This is a genomic window from Pollutimonas bauzanensis, assembly GCF_900129885.1.
Classification (GTDB): domain Bacteria; phylum Pseudomonadota; class Gammaproteobacteria; order Burkholderiales; family Burkholderiaceae_B; genus Pollutimonas; species Pollutimonas bauzanensis.
In genome coordinates this window covers 1-19,311 of record NZ_FQXE01000011.1, presented here as the reverse complement: position 1 = coordinate 19,311, position 19,311 = coordinate 1, and the positions used below count along the sequence as shown (strand labels likewise).

Annotated in this window: 14 protein-coding genes, 1 tRNA gene and 1 pseudogene; 9 read left to right on the top strand and 7 right to left on the bottom strand. The window is 62.5% G+C overall.

Translation table 11 applies throughout. The features are described from left to right. The first annotated feature begins 32 nt into the window (after nucleotides 1–32). The 3 genes from BUB23_RS18025 (at nucleotide 33) to BUB23_RS18015 (ending at nucleotide 4,653) form a co-directional block, all read left to right on the top strand. Entirely contained in the window at nucleotides 33–653 is a 621-nt protein-coding gene (locus tag BUB23_RS18025; RefSeq protein ID WP_073105710.1) for a GNAT family N-acetyltransferase, read from the top strand. Then, nucleotides 643–1,815 (top strand): vWA domain-containing protein, encoded by a 1,173-nt coding sequence (locus BUB23_RS18020; protein ID WP_073105707.1) that lies wholly within the window; start codon nucleotides 643–645, stop codon nucleotides 1,813–1,815. Before BUB23_RS18025 ends, BUB23_RS18020 begins: the two co-directional genes overlap by 11 nt. Nucleotides 1,816–1,896: 81 nt before the next feature. Beyond that, nucleotides 1,897–4,653 carry a M16 family metallopeptidase gene (locus BUB23_RS18015; protein ID WP_073105704.1) on the top strand — a complete coding sequence of 919 codons (2,757 nt, stop codon included), beginning with the start codon at nucleotides 1,897–1,899 and terminating at the stop codon, nucleotides 4,651–4,653. A gap of 66 nt (nucleotides 4,654–4,719) precedes the next feature. Here the strand turns inward: BUB23_RS18015 and dnaJ are convergent, their stop codons facing one another. The 5 genes from dnaJ to hrcA all read right to left on the bottom strand — a co-directional run bounded on the left by dnaJ (nucleotide 4,720) and on the right by hrcA (nucleotide 10,963). Then, entirely contained in the window at nucleotides 4,720–5,838 is a 1,119-nt protein-coding gene (gene dnaJ / locus BUB23_RS18010) for a molecular chaperone DnaJ (protein WP_073105701.1), read from the bottom strand. Nucleotides 5,839–5,942: 104 nt separating this feature from the next. Then, complete coding sequence (gene dnaK / locus BUB23_RS18005; RefSeq protein ID WP_073105698.1) at nucleotides 5,943–7,865, bottom strand: molecular chaperone DnaK; 1,923 nt, start codon at nucleotides 7,863–7,865, stop codon at nucleotides 5,943–5,945. 110 nt (nucleotides 7,866–7,975) lie between these two features. Beyond that, nucleotides 7,976–8,557: a nucleotide exchange factor GrpE gene (gene grpE / locus BUB23_RS18000; protein WP_073105695.1), complete on the bottom strand. Its 582-nt coding sequence runs from the start codon at nucleotides 8,555–8,557 to the stop codon at nucleotides 7,976–7,978. A gap of 261 nt (nucleotides 8,558–8,818) precedes the next feature. After that, nucleotides 8,819–9,883 (bottom strand): ferrochelatase, encoded by a 1,065-nt coding sequence (gene hemH / locus BUB23_RS17995; protein WP_073105692.1) that lies wholly within the window; start codon nucleotides 9,881–9,883, stop codon nucleotides 8,819–8,821. A gap of 69 nt (nucleotides 9,884–9,952) precedes the next feature. Then, on the bottom strand, nucleotides 9,953–10,963 hold the full coding sequence (gene hrcA, locus BUB23_RS17990) for a heat-inducible transcriptional repressor HrcA (protein ID WP_073105690.1): 1,011 nt from the start codon (nucleotides 10,961–10,963) through the stop codon (nucleotides 9,953–9,955). Nucleotides 10,964–11,081: 118 nt separating this feature from the next. Here hrcA and BUB23_RS17985 point away from each other — a divergent pair, with 118 nt between their 5' ends. Continuing rightward, nucleotides 11,082–11,981 (top strand): NAD kinase, encoded by a 900-nt coding sequence (locus BUB23_RS17985; RefSeq protein WP_073105688.1) that lies wholly within the window; start codon nucleotides 11,082–11,084, stop codon nucleotides 11,979–11,981. A gap of 3 nt (nucleotides 11,982–11,984) precedes the next feature. Further along, nucleotides 11,985–13,631, top strand: a complete 1,647-nt coding sequence (gene recN / locus BUB23_RS17980) for a DNA repair protein RecN (protein WP_073105685.1) — start codon at nucleotides 11,985–11,987, stop codon at nucleotides 13,629–13,631. 16 nt (nucleotides 13,632–13,647) lie between these two features. Here recN and fur read toward each other — a convergent pair whose 3' ends face one another. Then, nucleotides 13,648–14,073 (bottom strand): ferric iron uptake transcriptional regulator, encoded by a 426-nt coding sequence (gene fur / locus BUB23_RS17975; RefSeq protein ID WP_073105683.1) that lies wholly within the window; start codon nucleotides 14,071–14,073, stop codon nucleotides 13,648–13,650. Nucleotides 14,074–14,263: 190 nt separating this feature from the next. Here fur and BUB23_RS17970 point away from each other — a divergent pair. Beyond that, nucleotides 14,264–14,770, top strand: a pseudogene (locus tag BUB23_RS17970) (outer membrane protein assembly factor BamE); the annotation flags it as partial. Between the two features lie 125 nt (nucleotides 14,771–14,895). Beyond that, the gene (dapB, locus tag BUB23_RS17965; RefSeq protein ID WP_073105680.1) at nucleotides 14,896–15,687 is read left to right on the top strand and encodes a 4-hydroxy-tetrahydrodipicolinate reductase; all 792 of its coding nucleotides are present in this window, start codon (nucleotides 14,896–14,898) and stop codon (nucleotides 15,685–15,687) included. A 59-nt stretch (nucleotides 15,688–15,746) separates the two neighbouring features. On the opposite strand, the gene murB is transcribed toward dapB, so the two are convergent. Continuing rightward, nucleotides 15,747–16,769, bottom strand: a complete 1,023-nt coding sequence (gene murB / locus BUB23_RS17960) for a UDP-N-acetylmuramate dehydrogenase (protein ID WP_425439558.1) — start codon at nucleotides 16,767–16,769, stop codon at nucleotides 15,747–15,749. A gap of 278 nt (nucleotides 16,770–17,047) precedes the next feature. Between murB and BUB23_RS17955 the strand changes: the two genes are divergently transcribed. Both BUB23_RS17955 and BUB23_RS17950 read left to right on the top strand, forming a co-directional pair. Continuing rightward, nucleotides 17,048–17,123, top strand: a tRNA-Gly gene (locus BUB23_RS17955). A 227-nt stretch (nucleotides 17,124–17,350) separates the two neighbouring features. After that, entirely contained in the window at nucleotides 17,351–19,219 is a 1,869-nt protein-coding gene (locus BUB23_RS17950; protein ID WP_197488163.1) for a tyrosine-type recombinase/integrase, read from the top strand. Nucleotides 19,220–19,311 lie beyond the last annotated feature (92 nt).

Genomic DNA, 19,311 nt, shown 5'->3' with positions numbered 1-19,311 from the left:
AGCCACCACATCGTTATGCAGAAGGATGCTTCATGACTAGAACCCAAGGGTTTTGCCAACCTCCCGCGCCCGTGACCCTGGAAGGCCACGGCGTCAAGCTGGTTCCGCTGCGGCCGGAACATGCCGCCAGCCTGGAAAAGGCCGCGGCCGACGGCAAGCTGTGGGAACTGCGCGTTACCTCGGTGCCCGAGCCCGGCGCGGCGGCGGCCTATGTCGGCGCCGCTCTTGAAGGCCAGCAAGGCGGCCATATGCTGCCCTTCGCCATCATCGAACAAGGCGGCGGCGAGATCATCGGCACCACCCGCTATCACGACATCGTCCATGCGCTTGGCCGGCTGGAAATCGGCTACACCTGGTACGCCAGGCGCTGGCAGCGCACGCACGTCAACACGGCATGCAAACTGCTGCTGCTGCGCCACGCCTTCGAACAGCTGGGCGCCGGCCTCGTCGGCTGGCGCACCGACAATTTCAACTTTGCCTCGCAGCGGGCCATCGAACGCCTGGGGGCCCATAAAGACGGCGTGCTGCGCCGCCACGCCCTGCGACGCGACGGCACGCTGCGCGATACCGTCATGTACAGCCTGCTGGCCGGCGAATGGCCCGAAGTCGAAAAACACCTGGAATACCAACTGAGCCTGCGCCATGCTGATTGATTTCTTCTACCACCTGCGCGCCCGCAAGCTGCCGGTGTCGGTGCAGGAATACCTGACTTTGCTCAGCGTGCTGCAGACCAGCCTGATGCAGCCCACCGTCGATGACTTCTACCACCTGGCGCGCATGACGCTGGTCAAGGACGAAACACTGTTCGACCGCTACGACCAGGCTTTCGGCGAGTTCTACCGCAAGCTCGAGGCCGCTCTGCCCGCCGACAAGGAAATTCCGCTGGACTGGCTCATCAAGGAATTCCAGAAGAACCTCAGCCCCGAGGAAAAGGCCGCCATCGAAAAACATGGCTGGGACAAGCTGATGGAGCTTTTCAAGGAAAGGCTGGAAGAACAAAAAGAACGGCACGCCGGCGGCAGCAAATGGATAGGCACGGGCGGCTCCTCCGCCTTCGGGCACGGCGGCTACCACCCGGAAGGGATACGCATCGGCGGACCCTCGGCCGGCAATCGCACCGCCATCAAAGTGTGGGAAAAGCGCGAATTCCGCGACTATGACGACCAGCAGGAACTGGGCACGCGCAACTTCAAGATGGCGCTGCGGCGCTTGCGGCGCTTCGCGCGCGAAGGCGCCGAACTGGAGCTCGACCTGGACCACACCATCGCCAGCACCGCCAGGAACGCCGGCTTTCTCGATCTGCAAATGGTCCCCGAGCGGCATAACACGGTCAAGGTGGTGATGCTGCTGGATGTGGGCGGCAGCATGGACGACCATATCGCCCGCGTCGAAGAGTTGTTTTCCGCGGCGCGCAGCGAATTCCGCCATCTCGAGGTGTATTACTTCCACAATTGCCCCTACGAATCGCTCTGGCAGGACAACCAGCGCCGCACGGCGGAACGTTTCGACACCTGGGACATCCTGCGCAAGTACAACGAGGACTGGCGCCTGATCATCGTGGGCGACGCCACCATGAGCCCCTATGAAATCCTTCAGCCCGGCGGCTCGGTGGAGCACTACAACAAGGAAACCGGCGCGGCCTGGCTGCAGCGCCTGCTGGAAAACTGGCCCAAGTCGGTGTGGCTGAATCCCGAGCCCGAGGCATACTGGCAATATAGGCAGTCCATCGCCATCGTCAAGAACATCATGCACGACCGCATGTACGGCGTGACGGTCAGCGGGCTGGAGCAAGCCATGCGCAGCCTTTCCAAGTAACATGGCCTGAACCCGCAAGCCTGGCCGGCTTCTGTTAAAAAGCCTTTACGGTCTCTTTTCCCTCTTTTCGGATGTTCGCGCATGCTATCTCCACTATCTCGAATCAAAGCCCGCCTGCTTGCCCTGCTCGCCCTGGGCTTTCTGGCGCTGCCCGCCCTGGCGCTGGACCTTCCGGCCGGCGTGACCCAAGGCGCGTCCGTAGAGGGCGTCACCGAGTACAGCCTGCAAAACGGCTTGCGCGTGCTGCTGGCGCCGGACGACTCCAAGCCCACCACCACGGTCAATATGACTTACCTGGTCGGCGCGCGCCACGAAAACTATGGGCAGACGGGCATGGCCCACTTGCTGGAACACATGCTGTTTCGCGGCACCCCGACCATGCACAACGCCCTGGCTGAATTTTCCAAGCGCGGCTTGCAGGCCAACGGCTCGACCACCAGCGACCGCACCAACTACTACGCCAGTTTTGCCGCCAATCCCGAAACCCTGGCCTGGTACCTGCGCTGGCAGGCCGACGCCATGGTCAATTCCCTGATCGCCAAGGAAGACCTCGATTCCGAGATGACGGTGGTGCGCAACGAAATGGAGCGCGGCGAAAACAGCCCTTTCCAGATGCTGATGCAGCAGATGCAGGCCGCGGCGTTCCAATGGCACAACTACGGCCACAGCACCATAGGCGCGCGCTCCGATGTGGAGAATGTCGATATAGGGCAGTTGCAGGCCTTCTACAGGAAATACTACCAGCCGGACAATGCGGTGCTGATCGTTTCGGGCGGCTTCGACCCCGCCGCGACGCTGCAAACCATCGCCCAGTCCTTTGACAAGATTGCGCGCCCCACGCGCAAGCTGCCGCCCGAATACACCGTCGAGCCGGTGCAGGATGGCGAACGCCAGGTCATACTGCGCCGCCAGGGCGGCAGCCCGCTGATCGCCGCCATGTTCCACGCCCCATCCGCGGCAAGCCCGGATTTCACCGCCCTGGATTTGGGCGTCGGCATCCTGGCCGACACCCCTTCCGGCCGCCTGTACCATGCGCTGGTCGGCAACAACCTGAGCGCCGAGATTTTCGGCTTTACCGCCGGGATGAACCAGCCGGGCTATGCCTTCTTCGGCGGCCAGCTGGAGCCGGGCATGGACCAGACCAAGGCGCTGCATACGCTGGACGACACCCTGGGCTCGGTCGCCAAGGAACCCTTCACCCAGCCCGACCTGGACCGCATGCGCAACAAATGGCTGACGGACTGGTCGCAGACCTATGCCGATCCGGCCAGCCTGGCGAGCGCCTTGTCGGAGACCTCGGCCGACGGCGACTGGCGCTTGTTCTTCCTGCAGCGCGATCAGGTCAGGAACATCCAGCTGGCCGACGTACAGCGCGTCACCGCCGCCTACCTGACGCCCAGCAATCGCACCAATGGCCTGTACATCCCCACCGAACAGCCGGTGCGCGCGCCGCAGGCCCCAGCGGTGAATCTGCAGGATTTGCTCAAGGATTACAAGGGCGAGGAAACCGGCGCGGCCGTCGCCGCCTTCGATCCCAGCCCGGCCAATATCAATGCCGCCACCGAGCGCACGCCGCTGGACCTCGCCAATGGCAAGGTCAAACTGGCCCTGCTGCCCAAGCCTACGCGCGGCAACCGCGTCGAAGCCAATCTGCTGGTCCAGTTCGGCACCGCCGAAACCCTGAAGGGCCAGCGCGCCGTCTCCAGCGCCGTGGCATCCCTGCTCGACCATGGCACGCGCAGCATGTCGCGCCAGGAAATCCAGGACAAATTCAATGCGCTGGAGGCCAATGTGAGCTTCGGCGGCGGCGCGGGCATGGTGATGGTGGACATGTCCACCACCAAAGACCACCTGCCGGCCCTGACGGAACTGGTCCTGCACATCCTGCGCGAGGCGAATTTCCCCGCCAGGGAGCTCACCGAATACCAGCGCCAGGCCAATACTTCCATCAAGAACGCCATGGCCGAACCCAGCGCGCTGGCGTCGCGCGAGCTGGCGCGCTACGACAACCCATGGCCGCGCGACGATGTGCGCTACACCCCGACCTTCGAAGAGGCCCGCGGCGAGATCGCGGCCATTACCCAAAAAGACCTGATCGACTTTCATGCGCGCTTCTATGGCGCGGGCACGATCGAATTCGCCGCGGTAGGCGCCTTCGATCCGCAGGCGGTCAAGGCCGCGCTGGCCGAGGGCCTGAAAGACTGGCGCAAGGCCCCCGCCTATGAGCGCGTCGCCGACCCCTACCGTCCCGTGCCGCCCAAGGCTTTCGCCATCAACACCCCCGACAAGGCCAATGCTTTCTATCTCGGCAAGCTGCCTTTGAAGCTGCAGGACACCGACGCGAGCTACCCCGCCCTGTACCTGGCCAATTATCTATTGGGGGGATCGGAAACCTCGCGGCTGTGGACGCGCGTGCGGGTCAAGGAAGGGCTGTCCTACGATGTGCGCAGCCGCCTGGACGCCTCGTCCTATGAGCCGTCGGGAGGCTGGACCATCTACGCCATCCACGCGCCGCAGAACAGCCAGCGCCTGGAAAATGCCGTCGCCGAGGAGCTGCAGCGCGCGCTGAAGGAAGGGTTCACCGAGGAAGAAGTGCGCGAGGGCGTCGCAGCCCTGCTGAATTACCGCAAGCTGGCCCGCACGCGCGACGGCGTGCTGGCGTCGACGTGGATCAACTATCTGCAGCTGGACCGCAGTTTCGAGTGGTCGGAAAGCATAGACAAGGCGCTGGCCGGCTTGACCGCGGACAAGGTCAACACGGCGCTGCGCGCCTCGCTCAGCCCCGCCGATTTCAGCACCGCGATCGCGGCCGATGAAAGCAAGCAGGTCAAGAAATAGCGCAGGCGCCGCGCCTAGGCCCTGAAAACAAGCCGCGCCAGCGAGCGCGGCTTGCGGCCCCGGATATTACGAAAAGAAGCTTTTTACCCGGTCGGTCCAGGATTCGCTTTTGGGGGAATGCTTTTCCCCGCCTTGCGACAGCGAAGTCTCGAACTGGCGCAGGATTTTCTTTTGCTCGTCGGTCAGGCGCACCGGCGTCTCGACCGAGATATGGCAATACAGGTCGCCGGGGTAGCTGGCGCGCAGGCCGCGTATGCCCTTGCCGCGCAGGCGGAAGGTCTTGCCCGTTTGCGTGCCTTCCGGGATGGTGATCTCGCCGCGGCCCGACAAGGTCGGCACTTCGAGTTCGCCGCCCAGCGCCGCCGTCGTGAACGGAATGGTGAGTTCGCAGTGCAGGTCTTCGCCGTCGCGCTGGAAGATGCCATGCGGCTTCAGGTGGATCTCGACGTAAAGGTCGCCCGGAGGGCCGCCATTCACGCCGGGCTCGCCATTGCCCGATGACCTGATGCGCATCCCGTCGTCGATCCCGGCGGGTATCTTGACCTGCAGCGTCTTGTTCTTGCGCGTGCGCCCCACGCCGTCGCAGGCCACGCAGGGCTCGGCGATTTCCTTGCCCGTGCCGTGGCAGGTCGGGCAGGTCTGCTGCACGCTGAAAAAACCCTGCTGCATGCGCACCGCGCCGCTGCCGTCGCAGGTGTGGCAAGTCTTGGCGTGGGTGCCGGGCTTGGCGCCGGTGCCATGGCAGACATCGCAGCTTTCCCAACTGGGCACCCGGATCTCGGTATCGAAACCGTTGGCCGCCTGCTCCAGGCTGATATCCAGCGTGTATTTGAGGTCGGCGCCGCGATATACCTGCGCACCGCCGCCGCGGCGCCCGGCGCCGCCGAATATTTCGCCGAAGATATCGCCGAAAGCATCCGCGAAACCGGCGCCGCCCATGCCGCCGGCGCCCCCGTTGGGGTCGACCCCGGCATGGCCGAACCTGTCGTAAGCGCCGCGCTTCTGCTCGTCGGACAGCATCTCGTAGGCTTCTTTGGCTTCCTTGAACTTCTCCTCGGATTCCTTGCTGTCCGGATTGCGGTCTGGATGATGCTTCATCGCCAGCTTGCGATAAGCTTTCTTCAGCTCATCATCGGAGGCGTTTTTCGCCACCCCCAGGACTTCGTAATAATCGCGTTTTGCCATTTGAATTGCTTGCGTCTGGGACGTCTATTCTTTGTGTCTGAACGAGAATGCCCGATTCCTGGCAAAACACCAGAAACCGGGCTCAAAACCACTACAGCAAGATCTTACTGATCGCGCTTGACTTCTTTGAAGTCGGCATCGACCACGTTGTCGTCGGCGGGCTCGGCGGCCTCCGCCGCGCCTTGCGACGCCGCGGCCTGGGCCTGCATGTCGGCATACATTTTCTCGCCCAGTTTTTGCGAAGCCGTGGACAACGCCTCGACCTTGGCGTCAATGGCGGCCTTGTCGCCGTCCTTCAAAGTGTCCTCGACGGCCTTGATGGCCGCTTCGATGGTCTCTTTTTCGGACGCTTCCAGCTTGTCGCCGTATTCTTCCAGCGACTTGCGGGTGGAATGCACCAGCGCATCGGCCTGGTTGCGCGCCAGGGCGAGCTCGGCAATGCGGTGGTCGTCCTCGGCGTTGGCCTCGGCGTCCTTCACCATGCGCTCGATTTCCTGGTCGGTCAGGCCGGAATTGGCCTTGATCGTGATCTTGTTTTCCTTGCCCGTGCCCTTGTCCTTGGCCGACACGTGCAGGATCCCGTTGGCGTCGATATCGAAAGTGACCTCGATTTGCGGCGTGCCGCGCGCCGAAGGCGGAATGCCCTCGAGATTGAATTCGCCCAGGCCCTTGTTGCCGGCCGCGATTTCGCGCTCGCCCTGGAAGACCTTGATGGTCACGGCGGGCTGGTTGTCGTCGGCCGTGGAAAACACCTGCGAGAACCGGGTGGGAATCGTGGTGTTTTTCTGGATCATCTTGGTCATCACGCCGCCCAGGGTTTCGATGCCCAGCGACAATGGCGTCACGTCGAGCAAGAGCACGTCCTTGCGGTCCCCGGACAGCACCGAACCTTGAATGGCTGCGCCCGCGGCAACCGCTTCATCGGGGTTGACGTCCTTGCGGGGCTCCTTGCCGAAGAATTCCTTGACCTTTTCCTGGACCTTGGGCATGCGCGTCATGCCGCCGACGAGGATGACGTCGTCGATCTCGGAAACCTTCACGCCGGCATCCTTGATGGCCACGCGGCACGGCTCTATGGTGCGTTCGATGAGTTCCTCGACCAGCGCTTCGAGCTTGGCGCGCGTGATCTTCAGGCTCAGGTGCTTGGGCCCGGTGGCGTCCGCCGTGATGTAAGGCAGGTTGATTTCGGTCTGCTGCGCGGAAGAAAGCTCGATCTTGGCTTTTTCGGCCGCTTCTTTCAGGCGCTGCAGAGCCAGCATGTCCTTGGAAAGATCGACGCTGCTCTCTTTCTTGAACTCGCTGATGATGTATTCGATGATGCGCTGGTCGAAATCCTCGCCGCCCAGGAAGGTATCGCCGTTGGTGGACAATACTTCGAATTGCTTTTCGCCATCGACATCGGCGATATCGATGATGGAAATATCGAAGGTGCCGCCGCCCAAGTCGTATACGGCGATCTTGCGGTCGCCCTTTTCCGTCTTGTCCATGCCAAAGGCCAGGGCCGCCGCGGTGGGCTCGTTGATGATGCGCTTGACGTCCAGCCCGGCAATGCGGCCGGCGTCTTTGGTTGCCTGGCGCTGACTGTCGTTGAAATAGGCGGGAACCGTGATGACGGCCTCGGTGACTTCTTCACCCAGGTAGTCTTCGGCGGTCTTTTTCATTTTGCGCAGCACATCCGCCGACACCTGCGGAGGCGCGAGCTTCTTGCCTTGCGCTTCGACCCATGCGTCGCCGTTATCAGCCTTGAGAATATTGTAAGGCATGAGGTGTATGTCTTTTTGCACGGCTTTTTCGTCGAACTTGCGGCCGATGAGGCGCTTGACGGCGTATAGCGTGTTCTTGGGGTTGGTGACCGCCTGGCGTTTGGCAGGCGCGCCGACCAGGATTTCCCCGTCCTGCAAGTAGGCGACAATTGAAGGCGTGGTGCGCGTGCCTTCTGCGTTTTCGATGATTTTGACGCTGCTGCCGTCCATGACAGCCACACAGCTGTTGGTCGTGCCTAGGTCAATACCGATAATCTTGCCCATAATCTATCATCCTGCTAAAGAAATTTTTAATTTGGAAAAACCGCTTGAATAGACCTTAAGTGGGGATACAAGGCGTGATTTCAAGCCTTATCCGCAATTCTTATGGTTTTCTAGGCCGACTGCCCCGACGAAACCATGACCAGGGCGGGACGCAGCACGCGCTCGGCGATGGTGTAGCCTTTCTGCAGCAACTGCACGACCGAGCCTTCGGGCAGCGATGACGGCACCGTTGAAATGGCCTGATGCTGGTGGGGATCGAAGGCGTCGCCCTCGGCCGGCGCCACTTCCTTGAGCAGATTGCGCTCGAATGCGCCATTGAGCTGGCGCAGCGTGACTTCCACGCCGTCTTTCCAGGCCTCGGCGCTCTGATCCGGCTGGGCCAGCGCCGCTTCCAGGCTGTCGCGCACCGGAATCAGGCTTTCCGCAAAGGATTCCGTACCGAATTTGCGCGCCTTGGCGACGTCATCCGCGGCGCGGCGGCGGATGTTTTCGACTTCGGCCTTGGCGCGCAGCAGCTCGTCATGGTAGCGGGCCACCTTTTCCTGCGCTTCGGACAACAAGGTCGCCCAGTCTTCCTGGGCTTGGGCATCAGCATCTTGGGCCTGGTCCTGGCCGTCGTTGACTTCGAGCTGTTCGGAGGTGTCAAGCGACGGTTCGTTTTTAGGATCGAGGGGTTCGTTGGGTGCCGACATAAGAAATCTCCACATGCTTAATATTCAATTCGATAAAAATGGGGGCATGCGCGCCCCTTTCAAGACCTGAAAAAATTCGCGTGCCGGCTGCGGCACAGTCTTGAGCGCGCTCGGGCCGGCCGCGGTTTCATGCACGACAGGATAATCGCCGCGAAGGTGTTTTCTCAGCACATATAAGGGATGGCGCCTCTCGGATAATGCCGTAAGTTTATTCCAACCAGGAAACCTCTGCCGGAAAGGACTGCGCCCAGGGGCTGCGCGTCAGGGAATCCAGCCGGCCAGCTGCCGCTTCACCAGCCGGGCCAGGCCCGCGATCCAGGCCGGGTCATTGTTCAGGCACGGCAGGTAGCGGAATTGCCGGCCGCCTTCCGCCAGGAACGCGTCGCGGCATTGCATCTGGATTTCTTCGCGCGTCTCCAGGCAATCGGCCAGAAAACCCGGACACATGACATCGACCTGCGTAATGCCCTGCCTGGCCCATGCGCGCAGGGTCGGCTCCGTATAGGGCTCGAGCCATTTCTCGGCGCCAAAACGGCTTTGAAAGGCGACATGGACCAGCCCGGCGTCCGCGCCCAGCCTTTGCTTGAGCAGCATCGCGGTTTCCATGCAATCGCGATGGTAAGGGTCGCCCTGCTCCACCGTGCGGCGCGGCAAGCCATGGAAGCTCAGCAGCAGGCGCTGCGGCTTGCCATGCAGGCTCCAATACTGGCTGACCTGCTGCGCCAGGGCGCCGATATAGCCGGGATCATCGTGATAGCGCTTTACAAAGCGCAGTTCCGGCTGGTTGCGCAGCCTGCCGGCATGGGCGGCCACGCAATCGACCGCCGTGGCCGTCGTGCTGGCCGCGTATTGAGGATACATGGGGACCACCAGGATGCGCTCGCAGCCCGCGGCGCGCAGCCTGTCCATTGCGCCGGCGACCGACGGATTGCCGTAGCGCATGCCCAGCTCCACCTGCACCGGCGCGCCGCCGTCGGCCAGATGCTGCTGCACGCCCTGCGCCTGGGCCTGGCTCCAGACCAGCAGGGGCGAACCCTGCTCGAGCCAGATTTCCTTGTAGCGCGGCGCCAGCGCGCGGGGACGGCGGGTAAGAATGAAGCCGCGCAGGATGATTTGCCAGAGCCATTGCGGAATCTCGATCACCCGCGGGTCGGACAGGAATTCCGCGAGATAGCGGCGTATCGATCTGGCGGTGGGCTCGTCGGGGGTGCCCAGGTTGACCAGCAGCACGCCCACGGGGCCGCTCTCGCGCGGCGGCGGATCGCCGCTCAGCGCGTGGGGATCGGCGGGCTCGGGCAAATAACGCGAGGCAAACAGCTTGGTCATTTTCTATAACACTCGTTCATGGGCGATGGCAGGCGGGACGCAAGGCGGGCCTGGACGGCGCGGGCCCGCTCAGGACTGGTTGTGGCTAAGGGCATTCGACAGCAGGCGCGCGGTGATATCGACGATGGGTATCACCCTTTCGTAAGCCATGCGCGAAGGGCCTATGACCCCCAGCGTTCCGACCACGGTGCCGTCAACGCCATACGGCGCCGTAATGATGGAGACATCATCGACCGGCATCAGCTGCGAATCCCCGCCAATATAAATCTGCACGCCCTGCGCTCGGCTGGAAACGTCCAGCAGCTGCAGCAGGTCGGTCTTCTTTTCGAACAGCGAGAACATGCGGCGCAGGCGATCCATGTCGGACGCAATGTCGGAAATATCCAGCAATTTGCTTTCGCCCGAGATGACCAGCGTATCGTCGCTGTCCGGCGTGGCGGTCCCGGCTTCCACCGCGGCCTGCATCAGGCGCGAGATGTCGGCCTGCAGGGAGGAGAGTTCATCGGCGATGGCAAGGCGCACCTGCTCGAAGGACATGCCGGCAAAATGCTGATTGAAGAAATTGCTGGCTTCCAGCAATTCCTGCTCCAGATAGTCGCGTGATACAAAGAGGATACGGTTCTGCACGTCCCCATCCGGCGTGACGATGATCAGCAGGACGCGTTTGTCGGACAGGCGTATGAATTCGATCTGGCGAAAGACCTGGGCGCGTTTCGGCGCCAGCACGACGCCGGCGAACTGGGACAAATTGGACAACAGCGCCGCGGCGGCGGTCACCGCCCTGCCCGGCTCGGCGGCGGGCAATATCTGGCGGATATGGCTGGCGGGCAGGACTTCGAAGCGCTGCACCGCCAGCAGCCGATCGACAAACAGGCGGTAGCCTTTGGGCGTGGGTATCCTGCCGGCCGACGTATGGGGGCTGTGGATCAGCCCGAGGTCTTCGAGATCAGCCATGACGTTGCGTATGGTCGCGGGCGACAAGTCGAACATTTTCGACAAGGTGCGCGATCCCACCGGCTGCCCGTCGGCAATATAGCGTTCTATGAGCGCCTTCAACAGCGCATTGGCTCGATCATCCATGACTATATTTCAGCTAAGTTTATAAACACTGGTTTTTCTACCTACAGCCATACGGGCTGCAGGGACCATATAATCAATCAGTCCCTATTATTCCATCAAACAACAAGGTATTTACCTTATGCACTTCAAAACCGTTGCGCTTATCGGCAGGCATCAAGACAGCGGCCTTGATGCGCCTTTACGCAAACTGGCCGGCACTTTGCAGGCTGCCGGCTGCAAAGTGCTGATAGAAGCCGATACCGCCAGGAACACCGGCATTACCGAGCACCCCATCGCCGACTACCAGGCCATAGGCGAACAAGCCGACCTGGCGGTCGTCATGGGCGGCGATGGCACCATGCTGGGCGCCGCCCGCCAGCTGGCTTGCAGCCGCGTGCCGCTCATCGGCATCAACCACGGCCGCCTGGGGTTTATAACCGACATCCCCCTGCACACCGCCAACGATGCCCTGGCCAGCGTCATCAAAGGCAATTACGAAAGCGAGGAACGCGTCCTCCTCGAAGGGCGTGTCGTGCGCGAGGGCAAGACCATGTTTTCCGGCCTGGCCCTGAATGACGTAGTCCTCAACCGCGCGGGCCGCGGCGGCATGATAGAAGTGCGCGTCGAGCTGGACGGCGCCTTCATGTACAGCCAGCGCGCCGACGGCCTGATCGTCGCCACGCCCACCGGCTCCACCGCTTATTCGCTTTCGGCCAACGGCCCTATCGTACACCCCAACCTGAATGCCATCCTGCTGGTGCCGGTCGCGCCGCAAACGCTCTCGAACCGCCCTATCGTCCTGCCCGGCACCGGCACGCTCAGCCTTACCATCACCGCGCTGGGCAGGGTCGAATCGGGAGCCAGCGTGCACTTCGACATGCAGACCTGGTCCGACTGCCAGCCCGGCGACTGCATCGATGTGCGCCGCGCGCAACATACGGTCCGCTTCATCCATCCCACCGGCTACAGCTTTTTTTCGACATTGCGGCGCAAGCTGTACTGGAACCACATGCCGCAACTCTCAGACGAGGTCGAATAACATATGCTGCGCACCTTGCACATACGCGATTTTGTCATTGTCGACCAGGCGGAAATACAGTTCGATACCGGTTTCACGGTTTTTTCGGGGGAAACCGGCGCGGGCAAATCGATACTGATAGACGCGCTCTCGCTGGCCCTGGGCTCGCGCGGCGATACCACCGTGCTGCGCGACGGCGCCGCCCGTACGGATATTTCGGCCGTATTCGACCCGCCCGCCTCCCTGCACGACTGGCTGCGGGAACATGAATTCGACATCGACGACGCCCTGGTGCTGCGCCGGGTCATCGACAGCCAGGGCCGCAGCCGCGCCTTCATCAATGGGGTGCCCGTCACCCTGGGGCAGTTGCGCCAGCTGGGGGAACAACTGGTCGATATCCACGGCCAGCATGCCCACCAGAGCCTGCTCAAAACCGCCAGCCAGCGCGACCTGCTCGACGCCCAGGGCGGGCAATTGCCCCTGCTGCGGCAAGTCCAGCAAGCCTGGCAGCAGTGGCAGCAAGCCGAAAAAAACCTCGCCGCCGCGCAGCAGAACGCGGCCGCGCTGCAGCAAGAGCGCGAGCGCCTGGAATGGCAGTTGTCCGAACTGGACCGCCTGGCCCTGCAACAGGGCGAATGGGACGCCATCACCAATGACCACAACCGCCTGGCCCATGCCCAGGCCCTGCTCGATGGCGCCACCCAGGCCCTGGCCGCGCTGGGCGAAGAAGACGGCTCGGCCCAGCACGCCTTGAATACCGCCTCGCACCAGATACGCCAGCTGCTGCGGCACGATACGCAACTGCAAGGCGTCTACGACGCCATCGAGTCGGCGCGCATCGCCAGCTCCGAAGCGGTGTCCGACCTGAACAGCTACCTGGACAAGCTCGAACTCGATCCGGGCGCGCTGGCGCATGCCGAACAGCGCCTTTCCGCCATCTTCGAGATGGCCCGCAAGTTCAAGGTCGAACCGGAGGAATTGCCCGCCCTGCAGCAGTCCTGGCGCAAACAGCTGGCCGACAGCCAGAACATGGGCAATATCGAAGCGCTGGCCCAGCAGGCCCAGGAAGCCGCCGGGCAATACAGCGCCCTGGCCGGGCAGCTAAGCAAAGCGCGCCAGAAAACCAGCAAAAATCTCACGAAACAAGTGACGGACGCGATGCAAACCCTGGCCATGAAAGGCGGCGTGTTCGACATCCGGCTGATCCCGGGCTTGCCCTCCGCGCATGGCAATGAAAGCGTCGAATTCCTGGTGGCCGGGCATGCCGGCACGCGTCCCAAACCCTTGGCCAAGGTCGCCTCCGGCGGCGAACTGGCGCGCATATCGCTGGCCTTGTCGGTCATAGCGAGCCAGGCGGCGCGCGTGCCCACCCTTATTTTCGATGAAGTCGACACCGGCGTGGGCGGGGCCGTGGCCGAAGTCGTGGGGCGGCTGCTGCGCGAACTGGGCGAACGCCATCAAGTGCTGTGCGTCACCCACCTGCCGCAAGTGGCGGCGCGCGGCGCGCAGCATTATGAAGTCAAGAAATCGACGTCCGGCGCCGGCACGCTGTCGGTGATCGAGGCGCTGGACGAGCATGGCCGGGTAAACGAGGTCGCGCGCATGCTGGGCGGCCTGAAAATCACCGACACCACGCGCCAGCACGCCAGGGAAATGCTGCTGGCGGGCTGAAAGCGGATGGCCCGGCCTATTTGCCGTGCTTGGGCGAGCAATCCGGGCAGATGCCATACAGCAGCATGGTGTGGCTTTCCAGCTGAAAGCCCTGGTCCTTGGCGACCTTGTGCTGGCGCTTTTCGATTTCGTGGTCGGTGAATTCCACCACCTTGCCGCAATTGGTGCAGATCAGGTGGTCATGGTGGTCGCCGTCGTTGAGTTCGAAAACCGCCTTGCCGCCATCGAACTGGCTGCGCACCAGGATGCCCGCCTGCTCGAACTGCGTCAGCACGCGATAGACGGTTGCGAGTCCTATGTCGACATCTTCGGCGATCAAAGCGCGATAGACATCTTCCGCACTCTGGTGACGCAGATCGGCCCGTCTAAAAATATCAAGAATCTTGAGGCGCGGGAAAGTGGCCTTCAAGCCCATATTTTTTAATTCACTTTGGTCGTTCATAGCTAAAATGTCTCTGGCGATAACGGTAATGTCCAGGCTCTGGCGGGGTTGCCATACGCCCAACGCTGACTAACGCTATTATGCGTTTATTCTTAAACCTTTATGATAACGGTTTTATTCGATCCGAATATAACAGGGGCGCTTCGTGCTGACGACTGCAAAACCAATCTTTTCAATACTTCGCGCCGGTGTGGCGGTAAGTGTACTAGCCGTGGCGCTTTCGGCCTGCGGCACCACCAAGTGGGGCTTTCCATACCGCCCCGACGTACAGCAGGGCAACTGGATTACCTCGGAACAGGTCGCGCAGCTGCAAAAAGGCATGACGCGCGAACAAGTCCGCTTCATTCTGGGCACGCCCACGCTGCAAGACGTCTTCCGCACCAACCGCTGGGACTACCCCTACTATAACAAGCCTGGCTACGGCAAGGAACAAGAACGCAAGTTCACCGTCTGGTTCGAAGGCGATAGCCTGGCGCGCTGGGAAGGCGACGAACAGCCTGACAGGCAGCCCTTCCAGAAAGCCGACACCGGCGTAGGCAAAGAAGAAGCCTTGGGCAAGGGCACCATCAGCAGCGAAACAGATTCGAATGGCGCTGCCGCCGCGGGCGCCTCCGGCGGCGCGCAGGCCGCTCCCGTCGACACGGTCGCTCCCCGGGCCGATACGGCCCCGGCCGCGCCGCAGGCGCCTGCCGAGCCGGCAACGGAAAGCGCCGCGCCGCAACACCGGCAGCCCATCCTGAACACCAACGAATCGCGGCCTTCCGCCCCGGGCGTGCCTACGCCTGGCCGAAGCAGCGGCGAACCATTGCGCTAGGGGAAACAATGCGTATTGCTATTGCAGGAGCCGACGGCCGCATGGGCCGCATGCTGATCGAAGCCGTTATCGGAAGCCCCGACCTGGAATTGGCCGCCGCGCTCGAACGCGCCGGCTCGCCGTCGCTGGGCCAGGATGCTGGCGCTTTTCTGGGCCACGACACGGGCGTGCTCATCAGCGACGACCTCGACGCCCTCGCCCGGGCCGATTGCCTGATCGACTTCACCCGTCCCGAAGGCACGCTATTGCACTTGCAAGCCTGCGTAAAGCATGGGGTCAAATGCGTCATCGGCACCACCGGCTTCAACGACGAAGGCAAGCAGGCAATCCAGGCCGCCGGCCAGAAAATCGCCGTCGTCTTCGCGCCCAACATGAGCGTGGGAGTCAACGCCACGCTCAAGCTGCTGGATATGGCGGCCCGCTTGCTCAACAGCGGCTACGACGTGGAAGTCTTCGAGGCGCATCATCGCAACAAGGTGGACGCGCCCTCGGGCACCGCCCTGGCCATGGGCGAAACCGTGGCATCGGCATGGGGCAAGAAGCTCGACGATGTCGCCGATTGGGCGCGCCACGGGGAAACCGGCGCGCGCGAAACAGGCCGCATCGGGTTTTCAGTCGTGCGCGGGGGCGATATCGTGGGCGACCATACCGTGTATTTTTGCGGCACCGGCGAACGCATCGAAATCACGCACCGCTCCAGCAGCCGCGCAACCTACGCCCAGGGCAGCCTGCGCGCCGCCCGCTATCTGGCGCGCAAGGAATTCGGCTTGTTCGATATGCAGGACGTGCTGGCCACCTGATGCCAGCCGCCGGTGCGCCCCAGCGCCCCAGCGGCCCAGCGGCTCACCGGCGCACCGGCTCACGCGCCGACCATCACCGGCTCCTGCTCCAGGCGCACGCCGAAACGGCTGGCGACATCCGCCCGTATCGCCTCGGCCAGCAGCCCGATGTCTTGTGCCGTAGCCCCGCCATGGTTGACCAGGACCAGCGCCTGGCGCTCGTGCACCCCCACCGGCCCCATGCGGCGCCCCTTCCAGCCGGCCCGGTCGATCAGCCAGCCCGCGGCGAGCTTGTAGCGCCCGCCGCCCTGCGGATAGGCTACCGCCTCCGGGCAAGCCGCCCTGATGGCATCGAGCACATCGGCGCCGACGATGGGGTTCTTAAAGAAGCTGCCGGCATTGCCCAGCACGGCGGGATCGGGCAGTTTACGCCGCCGGATCTCGCACACCGCATCGAATATCTGCCTGGCGCTCGCCGCAGCGCCCGCCTTTTCCAGCACAGGGTGTCCTTGCAGATCCGGGTAATCCAGCACCGGCCGCCATCGCCGGGGCAGGCCGAAGCGCACTTTCAGAATCAACCATCGCCCGGGCCCGGCCTGCTTGAAAAAACTGTTGCGGTAGGAGAACTGGCAATCGGCGGCGCCCATCTCAACCGCCCGCCCCTCGCGCATATCCCAGGCCACCAGGCTGTGAAAACGCTGGTCCAGCTCGACGCCATAGGCGCCTATGTTCTGCACCGGCGCCGCCCCCACCGTCCCCGGTATCAGGGCAAGGTTCTCCAGGCCGTTCCAGCCGCGCTCGACACAGCCAGCGACAAAGTCATGCCAGTTTTCGCCGGCCTGCGCCTCGACGATCAACTCGCTGCCGGTTTCGCCATGAAGCGCCACCCCCCGCGATTCAACCTTGACGACCAGGCAATCCAGCGCCGGCGCCAGCACCACATTGCTGCCCCCGCCCAATATGAATACACCGGCATAACGGCCGGCCGCGGCGGACAGTTCCGGCAACTGGGCGGGCGATCGATAACGCAACAAAGCCCGCGCATGAGCGCGCAGGCCCAGCGTGTTGAGAGAGGTAAGGTCCTGCTCGGAAATCTGCAGCAAAATTCAGCCCGGAATAAATGACAATTTGACAGACCCCCATACATTTATGCTATGATTTTGGTCTTCGCTAAATATTACTTTATTTTTAACGGCGGCTTAATGGTTCGGGCTACACAGACCCATAAAGCCGCTGCTTTTAAAGCCTTGAGGGCGGCAAAAGCCAGGCAGGAAAAAAGCAAATCCCACCAATTTGCGCTGTGTTAAAAAGCTGGTTATAATGCGAGGCTTCTTTCAGCAGGCACTAAACCAGCCACGCGGAAACAAGTCGCAGTACAAATGCGGGAGTAGCTCAGTTGGTAGAGCGCAACCTTGCCAAGGTTGAGGTCGCGAGTTCGAGACTCGTCTCCCGCTCCAGTTTATGATCTACAGACTTCCACTGACGTCTGTAAGTCATTGAAAAGAGGAGCTTCGGCTCCTTTTTTCATTCCAGCGAAAGCCATGGGAATCCACTGACAGCCACCATTTTTGAGGCCAAAAACAAGGCCAAAGAATGCGGGTCGTGCCGGTTCCGGGTTGTTGCTGGGGTTGGATCGGGATGACAAGCAGCATCGGGCCTAAGTCCAAGACTTAGGAGCTTGATGATGACACTCTCTGATCTGACCGTGCGGCAAGCCAAGGCCGCCGAGAAAACCTACAGCATCCCCGACACCGATGGCCTCGGCCTGGTGGTCGCCCGCACCGGCGGCAAGTCGTGGCATTTGCGCTATTACTGGCTCGGCAAGCAAAAGCGCATCTCCCTGGGGAACTACCCCGAGATCGGTTTGCGCGAAGCGCGCACCTTGCGCGACGAAGCCCGGGCGCTTCTGGCAAAGGGCGTCAACCCCCATACCGATCGGAAACAGAAGCGACACGCGGTCAAGCTTGCGGCCGACTACACCTTCAAGGCCGTCTTCGATGCGTGGGTCGAGCATCGCCGCAAGGAAATCAAGGAGGGCAGGAACAGCACGCTGTCGCAGATCCTGCGGATCTTCAACAAGGACGTGCTGCCTAGCCTCAAGCAGATGTCGATCTACGACATTCGCCGGCCCCAACTCCTGGGCGTCCTGGCGAGGATCGAGGAGCGCAAGGCGTTCACCACTGCCGAGAAGGTCCGCACCTGGCTGGGGCAGTTGTTCCGCTATGCCCTCGTCATCGTGGAGGGGCTGGAAGCCAATCCGGCCTCCGACCTGGACGTGGTGGCCGAGCCCAAGCCCCCGGTGAACCACAACCCCTACCTGCATCTTCCGGAGCTCCCCGAGTTCCTGCACAAGCTCAGGCTCTACAACCCTCGTGGTTGGCAGACCCAACTCGGCATCCGGCTGCTGTTCCTGACCGGCGTGCGTACCGGCGAGCTGCGGCTGGCGACCCCGGACCAGTTCGATCTCGACCGTGGCCTGTGGATCATCCCGCCGCAGATCGTCAAGCAACTCCAGGACGAGATGCGCAAGGCCGGCAAGCGCCCGCAGGACGTTCCGCCCTACATCGTGCCGTTGTCCGTGCAGGCCATCGAGATCGTGCGCTACCTGTTGGGTGTGATGAGGCCGGCCCAGGTCCATCTGCTCACGCACCGCAGCGAACTCAAGAAGCGCATCAGCGAGAACACCCTCAACGCGGCCTTGAAACGAATGGGCTACGAGGATCAACTGACCGGTCACGGCATCCGCGGAACCATCTCGACGGCGCTCAACGAGATCGGCTATCCCAAGATTTGGGTGGACGCGCAGCTTTCGCACTCGGACCCGAACAAGGTGAGTTCGGCCTACAACCACGCCAAGTATGTTGAGCCGCGCCGCCGGATGATGCAGGACTGGGCGGATCGTCTCGATCTGCTCGAACAGGGCCAAGTGGAAGCGGCCAGCGCGCACCTCACGATCCATATCGAGGGCGTGCCGGCCATGGCAGAGGAGGACAAGCCCAACACCATCGTCGCTGCTGCTTCTGCGGCATCCCTTCCGCCTGTGGTGGCCGAACCCATCGTCGTGACGCCAAACGACGGGGGAATCACATTCCAGCGACTGTCGCAGGTACCACCGCCCCCGACGCATGCGCCAGAGCCGGAGGTGTCAGTCATCCAGCGCGAGCGCGAGGAAATGCTGGCCATCTACGAATCGCCGAGCAGTCTGCCGGTCCCGCTGTTCGGCAAGTTGGCCGGGAAGTCCAAGGACCAGATCAACCGCGAGCTGAAGGCGGGCAAGCTGCTGTCTATCAGCTTGGGCAACCGCGGGCAACGCGTGCCCGACTGGCAGCTGGTACCCCTCAAGCACAAGCTGGCACAGGTGCTCATGAACCAGTGCCCGCATGCGGATCCGTGGGACCTGTACCGGATGCTGACCCGCCCACATCCGGACCTGGGTGATCGCGCAGCCATCGACATCGTGACACCAGGAAATTTGGGCATGGTCGTGCGGGTCATCGCGGGCACCCAGCAGCAGCCAAACAGGCCCGGACCTGACTCGTCTGTGCAAGGTTGATATTGCCCCCGTTTCTCGTAGTCCTTAGCCTCGGGTTCAGGCAGCGACCTTATATTGGCTCGCATGCCAGCGTTCTTCATATTCCATCGGAC

Excerpts from the sequence above, each read along its gene's own strand:
- BUB23_RS18025 (WP_073105710.1), top strand. The coding sequence starts at position 33 with ATGACTAGAACCCAAGGGTTTTGCCAACCTCCCGCGCCCGTGACCCTG.
- BUB23_RS18020 (WP_073105707.1), top strand. The coding sequence starts at position 643 with ATGCTGATTGATTTCTTCTACCACCTGCGCGCCCGCAAGCTGCCGGTG.
- BUB23_RS18015 (WP_073105704.1), top strand. The coding sequence starts at position 1,897 with ATGCTATCTCCACTATCTCGAATCAAAGCCCGCCTGCTTGCCCTGCTC.
- dnaJ (WP_073105701.1), bottom strand. The coding sequence starts at position 5,838 with ATGGCAAAACGCGATTATTACGAAGTCCTGGGGGTGGCGAAAAACGCC.
- dnaK (WP_073105698.1), bottom strand. The coding sequence starts at position 7,865 with ATGGGCAAGATTATCGGTATTGACCTAGGCACGACCAACAGCTGTGTG.
- grpE (WP_073105695.1), bottom strand. The coding sequence starts at position 8,557 with ATGTCGGCACCCAACGAACCCCTCGATCCTAAAAACGAACCGTCGCTT.
- hemH (WP_073105692.1), bottom strand. The coding sequence starts at position 9,883 with ATGACCAAGCTGTTTGCCTCGCGTTATTTGCCCGAGCCCGCCGATCCC.
- hrcA (WP_073105690.1), bottom strand. The coding sequence starts at position 10,963 with ATGGATGATCGAGCCAATGCGCTGTTGAAGGCGCTCATAGAACGCTAT.
- BUB23_RS17985 (WP_073105688.1), top strand. The coding sequence starts at position 11,082 with ATGCACTTCAAAACCGTTGCGCTTATCGGCAGGCATCAAGACAGCGGC.
- recN (WP_073105685.1), top strand. The coding sequence starts at position 11,985 with ATGCTGCGCACCTTGCACATACGCGATTTTGTCATTGTCGACCAGGCG.
- fur (WP_073105683.1), bottom strand. The coding sequence starts at position 14,073 with ATGAACGACCAAAGTGAATTAAAAAATATGGGCTTGAAGGCCACTTTC.
- dapB (WP_073105680.1), top strand. The coding sequence starts at position 14,896 with ATGCGTATTGCTATTGCAGGAGCCGACGGCCGCATGGGCCGCATGCTG.
- BUB23_RS17950 (WP_197488163.1), top strand. The coding sequence starts at position 17,351 with ATGACACTCTCTGATCTGACCGTGCGGCAAGCCAAGGCCGCCGAGAAA.